The sequence below is a fragment of the Bacillus rugosus genome (assembly GCF_023238245.1).
In the GTDB taxonomy this organism is placed as follows: domain Bacteria; phylum Bacillota; class Bacilli; order Bacillales; family Bacillaceae; genus Bacillus; species Bacillus rugosus.
Genome location: NZ_CP096590.1, coordinates 4,093,663 through 4,112,334 on the forward strand (window position 1 = coordinate 4,093,663; position 18,672 = coordinate 4,112,334).

Here is an 18,672-nt window from a genome sequence, read left to right on the forward strand (position 1 = left end):
GCTACCCAGTATTTTACACACCTTTCCTTTTCAGCTCAAAGAAAATGCTTCTTATTCATATCAATTTTTACGGGTTTGTATGATTACACCTGCAGCAAGACGTGTTAAACTATATAAAGATTACACTACTTAAAAAAAGGATAAGGAGCTATCATGGAAAAGATACTTATTTTCGGACACCAAAACCCAGACACAGATACGATTTGTTCTGCGATTGCTTATGCTGATTTAAAAAACAAACTCGGCTTCAATGCTGAGCCAGTCCGTCTTGGACAAGTCAACGGCGAAACACAATACGCGCTTGACTATTTCAAACAAGAAAGCCCGCGTCTTGTTGAAACAGCTGCAAACGAAGTAAACGGCGTTATCCTGGTTGACCATAACGAACGCCAGCAAAGCATCAAGGACATTGAAGATGTTCAGGTTCTAGAAGTGATCGACCACCACCGCATCGCTAACTTCGAAACAGCTGAGCCGCTGTACTATCGTGCTGAGCCTGTAGGCTGTACGGCTACAATCTTAAACAAAATATACAAAGAAAATAACGTGAAAATCGAGAAAGAAATTGCCGGCCTTATGCTGTCTGCGATCATTTCTGACTCACTGTTATTCAAATCTCCAACTTGCACAGACCAAGACGTAGCGGCAGCAAAAGAGCTTGCAGAAATCGCTGGCGTAGATGCTGAAGAATACGGCTTGAACATGCTGAAAGCTGGCGCTGATTTAAGCAAAAAAACAGTAGAAGAGCTGATTTCTCTTGATGCGAAAGAATTTACACTCGGCAGCAAAAAAGTCGAAATCGCACAAGTAAACACAGTGGACATTGAAGATGTGAAAAAACGCCAAGCTGAGTTAGAAGCTGTGATTTCTAACGTTGTTGCTGAGAAGAACCTTGACCTGTTCCTTCTTGTCATCACAGACATCTTAGAAAATGATTCACTTGCCCTTGCGATTGGTAATGAAGCAGCGAAAGTGGAAAAAGCGTTTAACGTTACATTAGAAAACAACACAGCCCTCTTAAAAGGTGTTGTTTCACGTAAAAAACAAGTCGTTCCTGTCTTAACTGACGCAATGGCTGAATAATAAAAAAGCATCCCGACGTCGGGATGCTTTTCTTATTCGCCCAGCTTTTCAATCTGGCCCATCACGTCAGTCACCTGCTTTGCGTTTTGAACAAGATCAGACTGCTCCAATTCTTCAAGCGATACCTTGCCTTCCTCCACTTGCTTCAACACATCTTCAGCACTTTTCTGCAAGGTCTCGTTATGCTCTTGAATGGTTTGATGAATCTCTGCCGCAGCATCAGGCGGTGTTAATTCGTTAAAATCAGCGGCAGCCTGCTGAATTGACTCAAGCTGTGCTTCAAGTTTGTCTTTCGCCTCCGTGTCATTTACAGCTTGCTCAGCCAATTCAGGCGCATCCTCTGCAAATGTTTTCACCTTCTCCACATAGCCCGCGGCTTCATTTGTATAATTCAATCCGTCATTCACCTGATCCAGCAAGCCGCATCCGCCTGCACTCAAAAGCCCCACACCGGCAAGAACAGTCAAAATGATTTTCATCGTCAGCCTCCTCATCGCTTCTTCTTCACTTTTTCTTTTAAGATCGGGATCAATTTCTCTTTCGCTAACGGCAGCCCTTTCCTCACCAATTCACGCTTCAGCCACTTTTTTAGCTTCGACATACTGACGCTCCTCTCCCTTTTTGATAAAAATGAAAAAACTCCACCGATTTGGTGAAGTTCCGAAACAAAAAGACCTTCACCAAATCAAATTTGGCAAAGGTCTCGCTAACAATTAGATTGCCAGCAAAGCCGAGGGCATCTTGCCCCGTAATGACGACTTTACTGTGAAAGCTACTCCCCTTTGGAGTGTTCATTTTTATTACTTTCATTCTAAAGCACTGGGCTTTTCCAGTCAAATTCCTGTTATCCGTTTACTCAAAAGTACGCTGTGGTATTTAAAATTTGAATGGTATTTCCATCAGGAGATCATGCTATGACAGAGGAGGTTTTCATCATGAGTCAAGAGCGCGTGAAACGGCCTGGACATACCAGATGGTACATATCTTCGTTACTCAGCGGCATTATCATTCTTAATTATTTTGACCGAGTAGCCATCTCTGTGGCCGCCCCTGCGATACAAGATTCGTTTCACCTTACTGCAACCGAACTTGGCATCGTGTTTTCTATTTACACTTATTCCTATACACTGATGCAGCTGCCTGTCGGAAGTTTGCTGGACCGGTTTGGTGTGGCGTGGGTCACGAGGATCGGAATGACAATATGGAGCTTATTAACGATCCTTCTTGCTTTTTTGCAAGGAAAATTGCTGTTATATCTGTTCCGTTTTCTCATCGGGCTGACGAGCGCCTCTGCGTTCCCTGCTGCCTCCAAGGCAACCGCTCTATGGTTTCCTCCAAGTGAGCGGGGATTGGCAAACTCGCTGTTCGACTCGGCCGCCAAGTTTTCAAACGTGATCGGCGCGCCATTGGTCGCCTTTCTTGTCACAACTTTTGACTGGCGTGTCGCTTTTTTGACGATTGGATGCATCAATGTGTTGTTTACGATCTTTTTCTGGCAGTATTATGAGCAGCCTGAACGGCACAAACGCATTTCCAAAAGTGAGCTAAACTATATTCAAAGACACAATTCAATTACAACAGAGCAAATCCCTTACAAAACAGGCCCGCTTTTAAAAAAGCTTTTCTCCAACCGGAAAGTATGGGGCTTAATGATTGGATTTACGGGGTACGGCTACACATTCAACCTGCTGCTCACCTGGCTTCCGACTTTCTTTAAACATACATACGGAATGGATCTCATGTCATCCGGTTTATTTACAGCTGTGCCCTGGCTGATCTCAACCATTTCCGGAATTGTAGTCGGGGGCTGGCTCGTCGATTACTTTATTAAGAAAGGCTATCCTAACACCAAGGTGTACCGAACTGTGATCATTGTCGGAATGAGCTTCGGCTTTTTCTTTTTAGGCTCCATTCTGACGAACAATATCACCATCGCGATTATCTGTATTTCAATCGGCCTTGCCGGTATTTCTGCAACCGCACCTGTCGGCTGGTCCATCTCCGCAGAGCTGGCGCCAATCGGTTCCGTGTCCATGCTGAGCTCCATGGTGAACCTGGCAAACAACCTGTTCGGAGGCATTATTGCTGCTTCACTGACGGGATATTTGGTTGATGTGACAGGATCTTTTACGCTCAGCTTTCTGGTAGCCGGTTTTGTGCTGCTGCTCGGGTTGATTTTTTATGTGTTTGTACTAGGAGATGTAAAACGAATTAATCTGGAATAAAGAGTGCTCGTTGAGAGCGCTCTTTTCTTTGATCATAAAAAGGAGCCATCAGTTTGTCGAACGGCTTTAAGGACCCATTACCTGTTTGGACTTCTCTCTCATTCACCGGCCATATTCTATTCTCTCCGGACGAAAATACCTTCATTTTATCCTTGACTCCAACCAAAGGTAAGGTCTCATAGTGAAAGAAGAAAGGAGGAATTGGATTGTGAAATTAACGGTAAAAGAACTATCTCACATTGCAAACGTGACAATCAAAACGCTTTATCATTACCACAAAATCGGCTTACTGGCTCCAAAAGAAATAAGCGAAGCCGGATATCGGTACTATGGTGCTGACGAACTAAAAAGACTGCAGGAAATCCTTTTTTACAAAGAATTAGATATTCCTTTGTCAGAAATAAAAACATTATTAGATGAAGATGCTGAAAGAACTAGTACATTAGAAAAACAAAAAAAGCTGTTTGAAAAGAAAATTGAAAAGTATCAGCGCCTCATTCAAACAGTCAACACGTCTTTAGAATACACAAGAAAAGGTGAGAATATGGATCATCAGGTCATGTTTAAAGGATTTGAAAGCGCTGAAGAATGGAAGCAATCTTTAGCAGAACAAAATGGCTATTTAAAAGATCATTACAATTTTGAATTAGATACCACTGCAATCAATGTAAATGAAATGAACAAAATGGCGATAGAGGCAAAACACTTTCTTGATGGAATGGCTGATTTTTTAAGAAGCGGCGTGACGTATCATGACCCTGTCGTACAAGAGCATGTCATGAAACATCTTAAGTTCCTAAATCAGAACGGGCATCCGACAAGTAAAGAAGATTACGTAAAACAAACGCGATTTTTTATGCAAGATGATTTCCATAGAGGAATGTTGGAAGAGCAGCAAACCGGTTTATCTTATTATTTGACCGTCGTTGCAGAACACCTGTAGCGTGAGTCTTTGTCACTCTATATAGGGAGACATTCTTCATGAAGATGAGACAGCACCGCCAACAATTGATACATTCTGCCGGTCAACGGCAAAACTCCGTCCGTTCCATTTCAATACGGTTTGAACATATCCCAATGAGTCGGCGTTATACCTTCCCGCTATCCGCTGATACGCCAGCAGTTCGTATACGCCGTCTCTGTTGAAATCAATTGGATACAAGCCGGATAAAGGATTGACCCAGCCTTCTATCGGCATTTTCAATACTCCCTGCTGGGTATAAATCTCATTCAAATATTCCCTGCCCTTGTAAGTAAGGTCGAGGATATATATTTCGTTTTGCTGATGACTGATAACGCTCGCTTTATATTGATTTTGATACCTCACACTGTACTTCAATTCAGCATTCAACACATCCGAATTGAAAATCTGTCTGAACTGCCGGTTTATATAGGCAAACACATATGAATAGATAGCACCGCCGCTTCCACCAGTATCTATCACCACTGCCACATCATCAATCTTGTCGCCTGTCATATCCCCCAAAAGAAGAGACGGATTGTATCCTAAATTGTTTTGGAGCTGGATTTGCTGTTCCTGATGGGTTCTGCCATCACGGATCACCAATGTGATATTTCTCCATAAAGGGCCGCCAGTCATTTGGCTGCCAGTGAGAAAGACTTCGTCAATTATGCCGTCTCCCGTTACATCCCCGCGGGCTGATGTAATGATTGCACGAGAGGATATGGGCTGCCGACGTACGTATGGATGTGGAACAAGTCCTCTGTGCCCGCCTGCATAAAACCAATAAGGAGCCATTCTGAGATTCATTGGAGTCACCTTCCCTCATCAGTTGAATGAATTATTATATGCAGGAAAGGCACAACGAAGACATATCTGAACGCTAAACACCAATTAAATCCGCACCATATGAATTATCGATTGCACAAAGCCACTCGCCTTGTGCATTCTTCTTAAACACATAGGTCGCCCTTCTTTCCATCGCATACTCGGAGTCGGATTGGCGAAACCACCCCGAAACGGCCAACGAGGTGTTTGACATTTTTCCTATTATGCAGCAGCTGCACGAAATGCTCTGGCATTTACATGAAGCACTTTCTATAGAGATGGTCGAACCGATTCATCACGAGCTGCGAACCTGTTTCGAAAAGATACAAACTCACTAGACTCAGCAAGAAAAACCTGCTGACACTGCAGTTCACGAGCATCGAGCTGAGGTCAATGAATAGCTGTTAAATACGAGTAAGCTGGTGCGGGCCCAACCACACAATCCAAAACTTCCGAAAAAAATCGCCCGAGGAAGTGTCCTGATCGGTGCGAAACTGAAAGGGCTTGATCTAAGAGGAGCAAACCTAACAGGGCCACTGCTCATAGCTGCTGTTCTGAGAAATGCGGACAGAATGTCAAACTTTATCGGTGCAGATGTAAGAGATGCTGATCTCAGTGGCGCCGACCTGACCGGGAGCATCTTTCTGACGCGGGCACAGGTGAATGCCGCAAAAGGCGATGCAAACACAAATCTGCCGCCGTCTCTACAAATCCCCGCCCATTGGAAATAAAAAAGGACCCGCCTGCGGTCCTTTTTTGCTGCCATCAATCCAATCCTTTTTCGTTACTTTTAACCGGCATTTTCACACTTCTAGCCAAATATCCCGACAGCCATAGCGCAACCAGCAGCATGATGGTGATCATGCCGACTACCCCCATCCATTGAAAAGCAGACCAGAATAGCCCGCCGACTGTTCCGCCAATACTTGAACCGGCGTAATAAAAGAACAAATACAGCGATGACGCCTGCGCTTTGTTGTGCAGAGCTCTCCTACCCACCCAGCTGCTGGCGACTGAGTGCCCGCCGAAGAAGCCGAATGTAAAGAGGGCAATCCCCAGAATTTTCACTGCTAACACACTATTTATCGTTAATAAGGCACCCGTGATGACAATGAAAATATTCATCACCAGTATTTTCGGATAGCCGTATTGATCAACCATTCTTCCGATGAAAGACGAGCTGAAAATCCCTACAATCATCACAATAAAAATCCAGCTGACAATCGCTTTATTAATCGAATACGGCTCTCCCAAGAGCACATACGCAATGTAGTTAAACAATGCAACATTGCTTCCCAGCAGCAAAAAACCAATGAAGAACAAGCTTAATAGTTTCCCATCCTTCAAGTGGCTGATGAGTGACATTCCCAATTGCCCGAGTTCCCATTTTCTCGGAGTGAAATGCCTGGATGGAGGCAAATTCATAAAAAATATAATACTTGCAATCAAACTAATCACACCAATTGACCCCATCGCCATATGCCAAGTAAAGTACTCGCTCAGGAGCCCTGACACGATCCTTCCAAAGACACCGCCGATCGCATTTCCGCTGATATACAGCCCCATCGCCGACCCAAGGCTTCCGGGTTCAATCTCTTCTCCCAGATAAGCCATCGCAATCGACGGAAGCCCGGCAAGCGCAATCCCTTGAATGGTTCTCAATACGAGCAGCGTATGAAAATTCGGGCTGAAGGCCGACGCCAGACAGAGCACGGATGCGGCTAGCATGGATACAGCCATAATCGGCTTGCGCCCCCACACCTCTGACAACGAACCAAAGACAAGCATACTCACAGCTAACAGCATTGTGGTAACAGATAATGAAAGACTTGCCGCCGAAGGCGTTACATGAAATTCCCGTGTGAATTCCTCCATAAGCGGCTGTACGCAATAAAGAATTGCAAATGTATTGAAACCCGCAGCAAAGAAAGCAAACGTAATTTTCCGAAAAATCGGTGTGCCTTTTTGAATGTATGTCATCGGGACTTTACCGGTCCCTCAGCATGTTGTTGAGCACAGCAATTCATAAACAACCATCCTTTATGTCTTATGAATTCAAACATCCTCGAGTCTGTTTATACATTCATCTTAGCACCGTTAATATATGTTGTATAATGCATATAAAATATGATTTCCATGCTTATATGTAATATAGGAGGGATAATGATTGGAATGGGAACAACTTGAATATTTTCAAACACTGGCCCGGATGCAGCACGTGACGAAAGCGGCAAAAAGCCTCTCTATCACACAGCCTGCGCTTTCACGCTCAATCGCCAGACTGGAAAACCATTTAGGCGTGCCGCTATTCGACAGGCAAGGACGATCTATTACCTTAAATCAATACGGACACATCTTTTTACGGCGGGTTCAAGCGATGATGAAGGAGTACACCGAGGGAAAAGAGGAAATTCAAGCTTTATTAAAGCCAGACCAAGGTGAAGTGTCTCTCGGTTTTTTGCATACTTTAGGGACAACGCTCGTGCCTGATCTCATCGGCTCCTTCCAGCAGGAAAATCCCAACATTGCCTTCCAGCTGAAGCAAAACCATTCTTATTGGCTGCTTGAACGATTAAAATCCGGAGACCTGGACCTCTGTCTCCTCGCTTCGATCAAGCCTGAAAAGCCGATCCAATGGATCAAGCTGTGGAGTGAAGAACTATTTGTATTTGTGCCAAACGATCATCCATTAGCCAATCGTGAAAGCATTACCCTGAGTGAGATTGCCGGGGAGCGTTTTATTTTATTGAAAAAAGGCTACGCCCTTCGGATGACAGTCGATGAGCTGTTTGAGAAAGCCAACATACAGCCGAACATTATGTTTGAAGGGGAAGAAGCAGCCACTGCCGCAGGTTTTGTGGCTGCCGGGCTTGGCATATCCATTCTGCCAGACCTGAAAGGCTTAGACCAAAGTAAAATCACAAAAGTCCGTGTCAGCTGGCCGGAATGTCAGCGTGTCATAGGAATCGCCTGGATTAAAGGCAGGTTTTTATCACCGGTCGCTGAGACCTTTAAACAATATGTCATCAGCCATTTTTCTGAGTAAGGGAGGATTACATCATGAAAGTTGAGAGAATAACGTCAGAACATGATTTACATACAGCGTTCGAAATCCGAAAGACAGTATTTGTAGAGGAACAAGGATGCCCCGTTTCCGATGAATTCGATGAGTTCGATACACTCCGCGAAGATTGCCGGCACATACTCGTTTATCATGAGAATGAACCTGTTGGCACTGCACGTGTCCGTATCGTTGATCACGTGGGCAAACTGGAAAGAATCTGCATTCTGAAGCCTTATCGCAAATGCGGACTGGGCAAAGTGATCGTCGATGCGTTAGAACGTATTGTGAAAGAACAAGGCATTTCTTCATTCAAACTGTACGGCCAGACACAGGCGGCAGGCTTTTATGAAAAGCTCGGCTATCAAACAGCATCAGAAGAATTTATGCTGGACGGCATTCCGCATGTGCTGATGATCAAAAAAGACGGCTCTGGCCAATAAAGTTCACAAATTTGTCACTTATGAGCATGAGCGGTTCGTTGGTATACTAATCACCGATTATTGAGAGAAGGACTGATTGTATGCCAGCGAATAAAAAAGAAGGTCTTATATTTGGCGTGATGATGTGTTTTGGAATGGTCTGCGTCATGTCGATTTACAATGCCATCATCAACGGAGCAATACATGATTTTTCATTGGTGACTGTTTTTGAAATGGTCATCGGTTTTATTGTAGCGCTGCTGTTAGATTTACTGTTAGTGGGCCCCCTTGCCAAAAAGGTTGCATTCAGCATGCCGTTCGACAAGTCTAAGAAATTATTTGTCATCCTTGCCATGTCGACGTGTATGGTGATCGGAATGGTGCTTTGTATGTCTGTGTTCGGTTTAGTGACAGCAGCTTTATCAAATGGAATTAACGGGGGCAGCCTTTTCAGCGCTTACCTAATGATTGTATTAAAAAATTTCATCTTAGCTTATCCCTTGCAATTACTGATTATGGGCCCATTAGTCAGAGGGGTTTTTATGAAATTTGTAAAACCAAAGCTCACAGCCGCTGTTTAAATAGAAAAAGAGTGGGCGTTACACCCACTCCTTTTCACAATGATTTTCAGCATACCGCCTCACGAATCGAATGTAAAACAAGCTCCGCAAAAGCCTCCGCGGCAGGCAGCTGCCATTTTTTCTTTTTGATTAACATATGAGAGTAAAGCGGATCAAAGGTTTCAGCATGATGAAGGATTTTCAGCTTCCCCGCCTCCACTTCTTCTTTCACTGTGATATAAGGCAAAACAGAAAATCCAAGCCCGCTCATGACCGTTTGTTTGATCGCTTCAATACTCCACAGCTCCATCGTTTGGAAGCTGCTGATGTCATGCTTCACAAGATACGTTTCAAACATGGTCCGATAACTGCAGCCCTCTTCATTTGTGATAAAGAAATGGGTGCTGTTTTCTTGTTTATAGTCATCAAAATGATCCGGTCCATCCATACTGCCCACAAGGACCATTTTCTCCTCGGTTAACGTGTAATGAACGCATTTTTCGATATGAATTTTCGGATAGACCATTAACGCGATATCGACCCGTCCGCTTAACAAATCCACCTGATTTTGCCCGCATGTGCCATTGCTTAAAATGATTTTGACATGAGGATATTTCAGCGAAAATTCCCTTATAATAGGCCCGAGTCTGGAAATGGTTAAAGACTCAGGTGCAGCTACTTTCAACACGCCCTTAACTTCGTGAACGTTTTGCATATTCTTGATCTGCTCGTGGGTTGCTAGTAAATCTTCGGCTAAAGGAAGCAATTCTCTGCCTAACGCAGTCAGCCTTAAACTCCGTTTCTCATACGTGAATAATGCCCCGCCGATCTCCTGCTCAAGCGCCTGGACATGAGTGGTGATCGTGGATTGCGTATAGCCTAGCTTTGACGCGGCTCCAGTATAACTCCCCTGCTCTACAATGGCCTGAAATGTGATAAGATGTCTGATCTCCATACGATTTCTCCTTTTATGATCTATCGAAAAAAATGATAATGCTTTTTTATATTTCAATTTTATTTATAGATATCATTATCATACAATAAAAACTGCCCCGTACGACATTAGTAAATGAAGGTGATTTTATGAGTGTAATAGCGTTTCTTTCGTATGTGATTTTGACATCCATTACGCCTGGCCCCAGCAACATCTTAATGATGAATGAAGCGCGGCGGTTTGGCTTTATAGGGTCATGGCGTTTCAATAGCGGCATTTTGGCAGGCTTTACAGTCCTTGGGATTCTCAGCGGTGTATTTACGATAGGATTATACAAATGGATTCCGGTTGCAGAACCATACTTCAAAATAGCAGGTGCGGTCTATCTGCTTTATTTGGCATGGCAGGTCAGTATGTCCAAAAAAGCAAAGAAGGACTCTGAAGATGTGCATTCTTCTTTTCTATCAGGTTTTATTTTTCAAATGATCAATTTCAAAAGCATTCTGTTCTTCTTAACATTGATGAGTGCTTTTATTCTTCCGTTTCAGCATTCAATGACAGCAATTATTGTTTATCTCACATTAGCCATTATTCTCGGCTGGCTGGCGCTGCTGCTATGGTCAGGATTCGGCTCTGTGTTCAAAAAACTCTTTGAAAAACACGACAAGGCTTTTCGCATCATCATGTGCTTGCTGCTTGTTTATTCTGCCATCAGTATTTATTTGTAGACGTTCAAAAAGGAATAGACGTACAGCAAAAATGCGGAATATGGGATAGAGAATGGATGGATTGATTAAACAATACGATAAAGGTGTGACATGTTAGATTCATAGATTTTTCATGCAAGTTCTAGAATGGCAGATAAATAAAAAAAGGAGACGGTGAGAACCATGGAATCAAGGGTAGCAGCCCATGCAAAAGGAAAAGTGTATGTGGATCAATTATTTGGTACAGGAATGGCTGCTAAACAAGCCATCATTCAATATGGAAAAGAAAATGTGATCGATGCTTCAATGGGAACCATTGCAGATGACGACGGAAACACCGTTTGTCTGCCTGCTGTAGAAGAACTATTTCGCAGTATGCCCATTCAAGACATGATCAGCTACAGCCCGGTAGCCGGATTGCCAGGCTTTTTGAAAGCAGCAGTGACACATACTTTCGCAGAGTCCAGACCCGATGCCTATATACGGGCGGTTGCAAGCGCAGGCGGCGCCGGTGCCATTTCTAATGTGATTTGGAACTATTCGAATGCTGGCGATACCATATTAACTCATGATTGGTACTGGACACCCTATGAAACCATCTGCAAAGAGACTGGGCGTCATTTGATGACCTTCTCTTTCTTAGATGCTGATATGACGTTTAATCTGACATCATTCTCACTTATGGTCAGCCATCTGCTAGTCAAACAGGACCATGTCATGATCATCCTAAATTCGCCCAATCACAACCCAACGGGATACAGTATGTCAGATCATGAATGGGATGAGATCATAAAACATTTGGTCTTAGAATCAGCTAAAAAAAGCAGCAAAACAATCACACTGCTCATTGATATTGCTTATATCGACTTTACAAAGGACCCCGCAAAAGCACGCACGTTCATGAAAAAGTTTAGCAATCTCCCTTCCAACATCATTGTCGCCTTTGCCTTCAGCATGTCGAAAGGCTTTACAGTATACGGCCAGCGGACCGGAGCTGTAGTTGGAGTATCCTCCAGCAAGAGCGTGGCTGAAGAATTTGAAAATGCTATATTGGTCACCAGCCGCTCCAGATGGTCAAATGTAAATCGAGGCTGTATGACTTTGCTTTCTGCGATTTATAACGATAAAATGCTGCTAAACAAGGTGAATGCTGAACGTGAAGCATATCAAACATTAATTGCGAAACGGGCTGAAGTGTTTATCAATGAAGCCCAGCAAATTGGACTCAGCATATTGCCTTACCATGCCGGCTTTTTCATTACAATTCCTTGCAGCCATCCTGATGAAGCCAGCAAGATGTTAGCTGCCCAAAACATCTTTACAGCCCCGCTTTCAAAGGGTATACGAATTGCGGCATGTTCTGTTCCGCTCGCGCAAATGCATGGCCTTGCAGCTAAAATCAAACATGCAATCACAGGAACAGAAGCCGTAAAGTAAAATTTCCGCAGGAGGGAATACTCGTGATCAAACGACTTGACCATTTGGTGTTAACGGTACAAAACCTTCAAGAGACAATCAACTTTTATACATCTGTTTTGGGAATGGAAGAAGAAGAAACGTTTGGCGCAGGCAGAAAAGCCTTGCGTTTCGGCAATCAAAAAATCAACTTGCATGAGGCCGGCCATGAGTTCGAACCTAAAGCAAACCACCCGCTCCCGGAATCTGCCAATTTATGTTTGATCACAGATGCACCAATCAATAAAGTACTGAAACATCTCAAGAAAACGAACGTCAATGTGGAGGAAGGCCCAATAAAAAGAACCGGTGCACTCGGCCCGATTCTGTCTGTTTATATAAGAGACCCCGATCAGAACCTTATTGAGATATCGGAGTATATTTAAATTCCTCTTAAAACATACCAATTCGTTTGGTATGTTTTTTCTGACTTCCTTTAGTCCCTATACCTGATCACATAGCTTTTATACAATTCTTCGTTATAAAGAATCTCTTCTCCATGTGAAGAGCAAATGAGCTTTGGTTTGATTTCATCGATTATCGCACCGCTGTCGATGTTTTCATTTATATCAACACTGAATCTTCTGATAGGGGGGTGTAAGTCTTCCTTACTTGTGATAAAGAGATCTCCTGTTAATAGGGTACGATCGTTTTTATGATAGTACACGACATGCCCCGGGGAATGTCCTGGTGTTAGATCGTATTGCAGAGGCAAGTGAGCAAGCGTTTGCTCCGTCAGCGGCTGGACAATATGGGCTACTCCTGTGTTCTCCACTTCATTTTTGTTCGGATAAGGCGCTTCCCCATTGATATATATTAGTTCTTTCTGATGGGCATAAATCGGAATATCAAATCTCTCTAACCATTTTGATGCACCTTGAATATGATCACTGTGGCCGTGGGTAAGCAAAATAGCTTTTGGATTGCCGATCGCTAATGCTGCCCTAATCTGAGCATCTGCAAAACGTTCTATTCCCGTATCAATGATATACACATCATCATCATCTTTCATAAACCAAGTATGAACCGGGATACGGAGAGGCACATCAAGCTCAAATTCACATTGAAAGACATGTTCTGACAGTTGTCTCAAGTTCATGCAAACCACTCCTTTTGGAAATTTTTGATACTATTACTGTAATACATCTTAGTTAGATATGTAATGACGCACATTTTTGTAACCTACTTACATTTTGAGGTGATCAATATGGGGAACCGGTTAAATGGATTTGGCGCTTGCAGTGCAGAGGTGAAAAAGGCTTGTCCCGTTGAAATGACGCTGCATATTATCAGCGGGAAATGGAAAGGAATCATCATCGATATCCTGTCTCACAAATCAGCCCGTTTTAATGAGCTGAAACGATTAATTCCAGGCATTACACAAAGAATGCTGACGCTGCAGCTGAGAGAATTGGAAGCAGATTGCGTTGTGAAAAGAAAAGTAGAGAATACTGTCCCCAAGAAGGTCGAGTATTCTCTAACCGAACTCGGTGAAAAGCTTTATCCTATTATTTCATCCATGAGAATATGGGGAAATGAGTATATGAAGATAAATAAGTGTTAACGATTTTACAGAAAACAGAAGGGTTTCCTTTTGAGTGAAAGGAACATGTTCAAGGCAGTTCATTATCTTGAAAATGTTCCCACACACAAGAACAAGCCGGCTGCATTGGCGGTTTATATTAAAAGCAAAATAGACGAGCTTTTAAAATTCGACTATTTTTTTGTTTTGTTATTCATTGTTTGATCTCTATCCTCACTATCAATGTCACCTGAAACGGCATCAATAAAATGATCAATGGTCTTGCCGATGTTTCTAGTCTTTCCATTCCCATTACTCATATTTCCGTTCATGTTTTTCTGATTTGGATTGTAGTATTTAATAAAACCTCCACATAAAGCACCTACAAATACAATCCAATATGGAATCTCTTCTAATCCCCTTGGCTCCAAGTATAACCAATTGATTCCAAATACTACAAAGCTAATGAGTATAAGCGTCGTTCCAATCATATTTTTAATCATTCTTAAGTATCTACCTCCCGAAAAACAGATATATACATTACGTCTTGGTTATTCAAATGTTTCATTTATTTATTCAACATTGTCGTATCCCTGTAAATTAGTTCCCTTGGGGAGAAGAAGCCTTCAAGAAAGCAAAACGCGAAAACAAGCCGGTTCTTGTCAGCAACATCTATTCAACATGTCATAGGTGTTAAGTTCGTATAAATACACAAATGATATTAGCAAAATCAATATATTGTTAACATTTCCGAATCAATCTTAACAACAAGAGTCAATTTCAAACAAAAAAGCCCTTTTCAGCATTGAGAAAATGGACTTTTAATATTGGAAATGACTCAATTTCAATTTCTGATACTTGCCATCAACTTATAGGGAAGACAGAACAATCGTTTCTAATTATAGTTATTCCTATCATGAACAAGGTATTGCGTACACTTCGAATTTGATTATGATATTCGAAAGGGGAGGAATTTGCATTTTCCATTGTTATTATTTAACTAACATATTTCTGGAAGGTCAAAAGAGCTTCGCCGTCTCCCTGTACTTCCTAAGAAACCCGCCAAGTACTCTAAATTTGCAATTAGTTCATGGTCTTCGTGGGTAGGGGTTTGACCATGATCATCATGTAGATGTAGGATACTTGTATCTCCAATCCATGTTCCCTTCCATTTATAGTCCTCTTTTTGATTTATTCTCATCCAATCATTGATTCGATCGTCAACCCAACCATGCAATTTCCAGAAAATCGGATTTACATGAGCAGAGTACTCATCACCTAGCCAGTTATACTCAGGTTGATTCCAAATATCATCTATAGGCTTTCCTAATTTAGGCTCAGTCATATATCCAACTTTCGATTCTTCTGACCATCGTATGTGCATACTGTTGTGAATTGTAAACTCAATATCAGAACCAAGCTGACCAAGGGTTACACTACTTAAGTAGTCTGGATCAGTAAATTTCTTTTCAAGCCCTGAAAAATAACCCCAATATCTATCTTCAGATTTTTCCAACTCAAGTCTTTCTCTTGGAATACGATGACTATCATAAGCCGGTAAAACAGGATAACTTTGATCTAAAGGCTTTGGAAGGTATCTCCACCCTTGAACCCATGGATAGTTAATATCACCTTCATCCGCCAAAATTTTATTGACGATCATAATCATCGTTCTATGCATATAAAGGAAGTCTTCACCAGAATCATTATCCCGTTTAGGGTTTCCATCGACATCGAGTGCTGGGCGTGGCGGCACCCAATTTGGATGAGTCTTACATAATTTTTTGCGATCTTTACAATCAAGTCCCTCCCAAGAGTTTCGAAATCCATGCCAAAGATAATGCCATAAACGATGTTTTTTTGAGGCCATAGCTATAATAACTGAGTTTGGTAATGGTGATTGTCCCAATCGTCTAAACCTCCTCCAAGTTAAATTTCATGTTTAATCTCTTTCTTCTTTTTTAACAGCAAGAAAGGTTGAAAATTTTCCGACTTCTCCTTCACCATGGCGTATTGTACGTTTTACACTACCAACAATTGTAGGAATTTCATTTATACCAGCTGGCCAGTTCGGTATACTCCTCGATATTCATACTCCGTCGGTATTGTCACGTCCAACTACAGTTTCATGTAGTAGCGGTCCACCAACCCACCCCTTTATCAGCTATAACCCCTGCTAAATCCTTATCCATGCCTTCCCCCAAAACTTAATATTGAGTCTGTGATTCAAAGGTTAATAAACCCTCGCCGAATATTAAAGCAAGTGCCTTTTGCGGATCATTGTTTACTGCATCAGTAATGAAAGCTCCTGTAAATCCCCTTTATATTCCAATATATTCCATACAACATAAACATATTCATTCCAAATGAGTAGCTATATACTATATACTGAGTACTATTCACTTTTTTTAATTACATTCGCTTTCCTTAGATAACAACAGACGGGTGTGGGATTACGTCAGTGATTGTAGAAGGTGTAGATCGGTTATTCAATATGCCGTTGGTGCCACGTCTATTAAAGTAACCAAAATAGATAGCCAAGGATCATTGAGTACAAATCCCTGTGATTTTTTCAAAGATGGAATTAGAGAGAAGAAATTAACCGTAAGTAGTTGGAGGGATGATTGAAGTATGTTAACAAGAGAAGATATCTTTAAACACGTCAAAGAAAAATACGGTACATCGCCTGATTACCCGTGGAAGAAATACCCACACTATGCTGCTTTGAGACATGAGTCAAACAAAAAATGGTACGGTCTTATAATGAATGTTCTCCCTGAGAAATTAGGATTAGATGGAAGTAACGAAATAGATATTCTGAATCTAAAATGTCCACCTGAAATAAGTGATAGTTTAAGAAATGGGGAAAATATCCTTCCTGGATATCATATGGATAAAGAGCATTGGATTTCACTTGTTTTGGAACGTACAGATCCAGAAGGAGAAATTTATTACTTAATCGAGCAGAGCTTTAATTTAACCAAGTAAAGATAAAGAGTGTTCCTGCTAATCAAGCTACAAGATTAGTGGGCACTTTCCTTTTAGGATATTGCCCTTCTCTCTGTGCTACAAACACTACTTAAACTGTCTGGTGTGACGAATACTAAAAATACCACCTTAACTACAGATTCTCATATATATACTATAATCGATCGGCATGCATTAAGGTATTTGAAGCAGAGAGAGAGACAACTAAAGGCGCCTCCACAAAAAGGCGGGATATACAAGGCTCCAGGTAAAAAGCATGTGCTGAATTTTATTTCCGCAAGTCGAGATCAAGTTTTAAACCAGTGAAATAATAAATTCAAGAGCTCTATTTAAATTTTAAGGCTCTGAATTACTATGTTAAAGATATATTACTCCATTTCCTTATCAGATATTAACTCACACTTTGATAGATATAAACCTCCTCCAATCAAGAGGGTTAGACAAAAAGTAAGTACGATGACTAATGAAATGCTAATAGATAAAACAGGGGAGGAACCAAATATAGGATGTCTAATCAACATGCTTTCATTTCCAATTAATATTGGATTATCTGAAAAAATTGAGAGAAATAAAATACAGTTGCAAATCACAAAGCTATAAATTGTTTTAAAAATCAACGAAAAAAACGCAAAAATAAAAGTAATGAGAAATGTCCCGCTTATATTTAAAACAATAGAATAAGTTAATATTTGGCTATATGATAATCGAAATGATGAGTATCTCAGAATACTTTCACCGTAAGCTGTCAACTCCCTTGCTGTGCCCCCACTTAATTTCCAAACAACCCAAGTTAAGGACAATAATGATATGTAAAATACAATAATAGCAGTACAAGAAAATAACAGCTTGCTTACCCACAATTTGAATATTGATTTTGCTCTAATCCTAACAAAAGCACTGTGAGCAAATAGATCATCCTTTATGTATGTGTTGATCAATATTGCTCCGCTTAGCTGAAATAGTAACCACCCAAAAGGAAACTCAAATGTATGCTGTTGGACAAGTTCAAAGGGGACGCCTAAAAAGGTTTTACCAATGATATCCCAAAAGGCAATAGAACTGTCAGGTATGTTAGCGTGAAGAAAATACAGAGGATAAAGAAAATTAAATAGTCCAATCATAAATAATACAGTGAAAACCTTGGTGATTTTATTAAATCCAAGGGCCAAGTCCCTTTTAAAAAGTAAGAATAAACTATTCATAAAATAAATTCCTCTCTTATAAATAACTAGGCTTTAGCATAACACAGCATATGGAATAAATAAACTATAAAAAGGTATTATTTTCTTTTTGCATGTGTTATAATTATTTAGTACCGGTACAAATTAAGGTTTTTTTGGAGAAAAAAGTGAAAAAATTTTTTTTGGTTTGTTTTAGTTTAATCGTTATAACTACGCTTAGTGCATGTCAAACAAACAAATACAATAACGTAATCAAAGATAAAGCGCCCGATCCTTCTATAAGTATTGAAGATTTGGGTAACAGTAATAAAGAAAGACCGAATATATTCTATTTTGATACTGAACAAGGGCGAAGTTTGTTTGATGTTATATTTTGGGACGAGCTGAAAGAGGATCATTATTATCAAGGTCAAATAAAAAATAATGATGTGAAAATTGATACAGTTTTTAAAGGCAATAAAATTGAAGTCGGACCGCTTCCTAAAAGTTATGAACTGGCTATGACCTTTAGTCAGAAAGAACCGTTTCCGTCAAACATATTAGGAAAGGTAAAAGATGATAAAGGACATACATATAATTGGAAGCAGTCTTACGAAAGAGAAGATGCAGACCATGATTATTTAATCAATTTGCCTAAGTTTAAAGGCAAAAAAGCTAAAGTAGCGCTAAGAATGATTTGGTTAAATAAAAATGGCGATTGCATCGGCGTTGCAGATAAATTTTTTATTTTAGAAAAACAGTAAGG

20 protein-coding genes and 3 pseudogenes are annotated in these 18,672 nt (G+C 41.1%); 14 read left to right on the top strand and 9 right to left on the bottom strand.

All coding sequences use genetic code 11. From position 1 onward, the window contains the following. The first annotated feature begins 153 nt into the window (after positions 1 to 153). Complete coding sequence (locus tag M0696_RS20690) at positions 154 to 1,083, top strand: manganese-dependent inorganic pyrophosphatase (RefSeq protein ID WP_222142423.1); 930 nt, start codon at positions 154 to 156, stop codon at positions 1,081 to 1,083. Positions 1,084 to 1,115: 32 nt separating this feature from the next. Here M0696_RS20690 and M0696_RS20695 read toward each other — a convergent pair whose 3' ends face one another. Then, the gene (locus M0696_RS20695) at positions 1,116 to 1,562 is read right to left on the bottom strand and encodes a DUF6376 family protein (RefSeq protein WP_166846205.1); all 447 of its coding nucleotides are present in this window, start codon (positions 1,560 to 1,562) and stop codon (positions 1,116 to 1,118) included. Between the two features lie 435 nt (positions 1,563 to 1,997). Here M0696_RS20695 and M0696_RS20700 point away from each other — a divergent pair, with 435 nt between their 5' ends. Both M0696_RS20700 and M0696_RS20705 read left to right on the top strand, forming a co-directional pair. Beyond that, positions 1,998 to 3,308 (top strand): MFS transporter, encoded by a 1,311-nt coding sequence (locus tag M0696_RS20700; RefSeq protein WP_166846202.1) that lies wholly within the window; start codon positions 1,998 to 2,000, stop codon positions 3,306 to 3,308. A gap of 205 nt (positions 3,309 to 3,513) precedes the next feature. After that, the gene (locus tag M0696_RS20705; RefSeq protein WP_166854560.1) at positions 3,514 to 4,251 is read left to right on the top strand and encodes a MerR family transcriptional regulator; all 738 of its coding nucleotides are present in this window, start codon (positions 3,514 to 3,516) and stop codon (positions 4,249 to 4,251) included. Between the two features lie 36 nt (positions 4,252 to 4,287). Here the strand turns inward: M0696_RS20705 and M0696_RS20710 are convergent, their stop codons facing one another. Together M0696_RS20710 and M0696_RS20715 are read right to left on the bottom strand one after the other, a co-directional pair. Then, the gene (locus tag M0696_RS20710; RefSeq protein ID WP_217501709.1) at positions 4,288 to 5,079 is read right to left on the bottom strand and encodes a hypothetical protein; all 792 of its coding nucleotides are present in this window, start codon (positions 5,077 to 5,079) and stop codon (positions 4,288 to 4,290) included. A gap of 73 nt (positions 5,080 to 5,152) precedes the next feature. Continuing rightward, positions 5,153 to 5,272, bottom strand: a pseudogene (locus M0696_RS20715) (DUF4440 domain-containing protein); the annotation flags it as partial. Between M0696_RS20715 and M0696_RS21185 the strand changes: the two are divergent. Next, positions 5,250 to 5,828, top strand: a pseudogene (locus M0696_RS21185) (pentapeptide repeat-containing protein); the annotation flags it as partial. The pseudogenes M0696_RS20715 and M0696_RS21185 sit on opposite strands and share 23 nt — an antisense overlap. A gap of 34 nt (positions 5,829 to 5,862) precedes the next feature. Here M0696_RS21185 and M0696_RS20725 read toward each other — a convergent pair. After that, positions 5,863 to 7,077: an MFS transporter gene (locus M0696_RS20725; RefSeq protein ID WP_248602355.1), complete on the bottom strand. Its 1,215-nt coding sequence runs from the start codon at positions 7,075 to 7,077 to the stop codon at positions 5,863 to 5,865. A 187-nt stretch (positions 7,078 to 7,264) separates the two neighbouring features. Here M0696_RS20725 and M0696_RS20730 point away from each other — a divergent pair, with 187 nt between their 5' ends. From M0696_RS20730 to M0696_RS20740, 3 genes are all read left to right on the top strand, one after another. After that, positions 7,265 to 8,143: a LysR family transcriptional regulator gene (locus M0696_RS20730; RefSeq protein WP_248602356.1), complete on the top strand. Its 879-nt coding sequence runs from the start codon at positions 7,265 to 7,267 to the stop codon at positions 8,141 to 8,143. A 14-nt stretch (positions 8,144 to 8,157) separates the two neighbouring features. After that, positions 8,158 to 8,601 carry a GNAT family N-acetyltransferase gene (locus tag M0696_RS20735; RefSeq protein ID WP_222142425.1) on the top strand — a complete coding sequence of 148 codons (444 nt, stop codon included), beginning with the start codon at positions 8,158 to 8,160 and terminating at the stop codon, positions 8,599 to 8,601. 80 nt (positions 8,602 to 8,681) lie between these two features. Continuing rightward, positions 8,682 to 9,161, top strand: coding sequence for a DUF2798 domain-containing protein (locus M0696_RS20740; protein WP_166846189.1), 480 nt, complete (start codon positions 8,682 to 8,684; stop codon positions 9,159 to 9,161). 46 nt (positions 9,162 to 9,207) lie between these two features. Here the strand turns inward: M0696_RS20740 and M0696_RS20745 are convergent, their stop codons facing one another. After that, on the bottom strand, positions 9,208 to 10,095 hold the full coding sequence (locus M0696_RS20745) for a LysR family transcriptional regulator (RefSeq protein WP_222142426.1): 888 nt from the start codon (positions 10,093 to 10,095) through the stop codon (positions 9,208 to 9,210). A 128-nt stretch (positions 10,096 to 10,223) separates the two neighbouring features. On the opposite strand from M0696_RS20745, the gene M0696_RS20750 reads away from it, so the two are divergent. The 3 genes from M0696_RS20750 to M0696_RS20760 all read left to right on the top strand — a co-directional run bounded on the left by M0696_RS20750 (position 10,224) and on the right by M0696_RS20760 (position 12,622). Next, entirely contained in the window at positions 10,224 to 10,802 is a 579-nt protein-coding gene (locus M0696_RS20750; RefSeq protein ID WP_222142427.1) for a LysE family translocator, read from the top strand. 162 nt (positions 10,803 to 10,964) lie between these two features. Beyond that, on the top strand, positions 10,965 to 12,218 hold the full coding sequence (locus M0696_RS20755) for a pyridoxal phosphate-dependent aminotransferase (RefSeq protein ID WP_222142428.1): 1,254 nt from the start codon (positions 10,965 to 10,967) through the stop codon (positions 12,216 to 12,218). 23 nt (positions 12,219 to 12,241) lie between these two features. Then, positions 12,242 to 12,622 (top strand): VOC family protein, encoded by a 381-nt coding sequence (locus M0696_RS20760; RefSeq protein ID WP_222142429.1) that lies wholly within the window; start codon positions 12,242 to 12,244, stop codon positions 12,620 to 12,622. A 50-nt stretch (positions 12,623 to 12,672) separates the two neighbouring features. Here the strand turns inward: M0696_RS20760 and M0696_RS20765 are convergent, their stop codons facing one another. Next, a complete protein-coding gene (locus M0696_RS20765) occupies positions 12,673 to 13,335 on the bottom strand; it encodes an MBL fold metallo-hydrolase (protein WP_222142430.1) in 663 nt (220 codons plus the stop codon). Positions 13,336 to 13,443: 108 nt separating this feature from the next. Here M0696_RS20765 and M0696_RS20770 point away from each other — a divergent pair, with 108 nt between their 5' ends. Beyond that, positions 13,444 to 13,800 carry a winged helix-turn-helix transcriptional regulator gene (locus tag M0696_RS20770; protein ID WP_248602357.1) on the top strand — a complete coding sequence of 119 codons (357 nt, stop codon included), beginning with the start codon at positions 13,444 to 13,446 and terminating at the stop codon, positions 13,798 to 13,800. Positions 13,801 to 13,952: 152 nt separating this feature from the next. Here the strand turns inward: M0696_RS20770 and M0696_RS20775 are convergent, their stop codons facing one another. Beyond that, positions 13,953 to 14,261, bottom strand: coding sequence for a hypothetical protein (locus tag M0696_RS20775; RefSeq protein ID WP_222142431.1), 309 nt, complete (start codon positions 14,259 to 14,261; stop codon positions 13,953 to 13,955). A 56-nt stretch (positions 14,262 to 14,317) separates the two neighbouring features. On the opposite strand from M0696_RS20775, the pseudogene M0696_RS21190 reads away from it, so the two are divergent. Beyond that, positions 14,318 to 14,452, top strand: a pseudogene (locus M0696_RS21190) (DUF255 domain-containing protein); the annotation flags it as partial. A gap of 306 nt (positions 14,453 to 14,758) precedes the next feature. On the opposite strand, the gene M0696_RS20785 reads toward M0696_RS21190, so the two are convergent. Continuing rightward, a complete protein-coding gene (locus M0696_RS20785; protein WP_222142432.1) occupies positions 14,759 to 15,667 on the bottom strand; it encodes a Tat pathway signal protein in 909 nt (302 codons plus the stop codon). 722 nt (positions 15,668 to 16,389) lie between these two features. Here M0696_RS20785 and M0696_RS20790 point away from each other — a divergent pair. Continuing rightward, a complete protein-coding gene (locus M0696_RS20790; protein WP_248602358.1) occupies positions 16,390 to 16,746 on the top strand; it encodes an MmcQ/YjbR family DNA-binding protein in 357 nt (118 codons plus the stop codon). Positions 16,747 to 17,114: 368 nt separating this feature from the next. Here the strand turns inward: M0696_RS20790 and M0696_RS20795 are convergent, their stop codons facing one another. Beyond that, positions 17,115 to 17,948: a hypothetical protein gene (locus M0696_RS20795; protein ID WP_166846159.1), complete on the bottom strand. Its 834-nt coding sequence runs from the start codon at positions 17,946 to 17,948 to the stop codon at positions 17,115 to 17,117. A gap of 146 nt (positions 17,949 to 18,094) precedes the next feature. Here M0696_RS20795 and M0696_RS20800 point away from each other — a divergent pair, with 146 nt between their 5' ends. After that, positions 18,095 to 18,670, top strand: a complete 576-nt coding sequence (locus tag M0696_RS20800; protein WP_222142433.1) for a hypothetical protein — start codon at positions 18,095 to 18,097, stop codon at positions 18,668 to 18,670. Positions 18,671 to 18,672 lie beyond the last annotated feature (2 nt).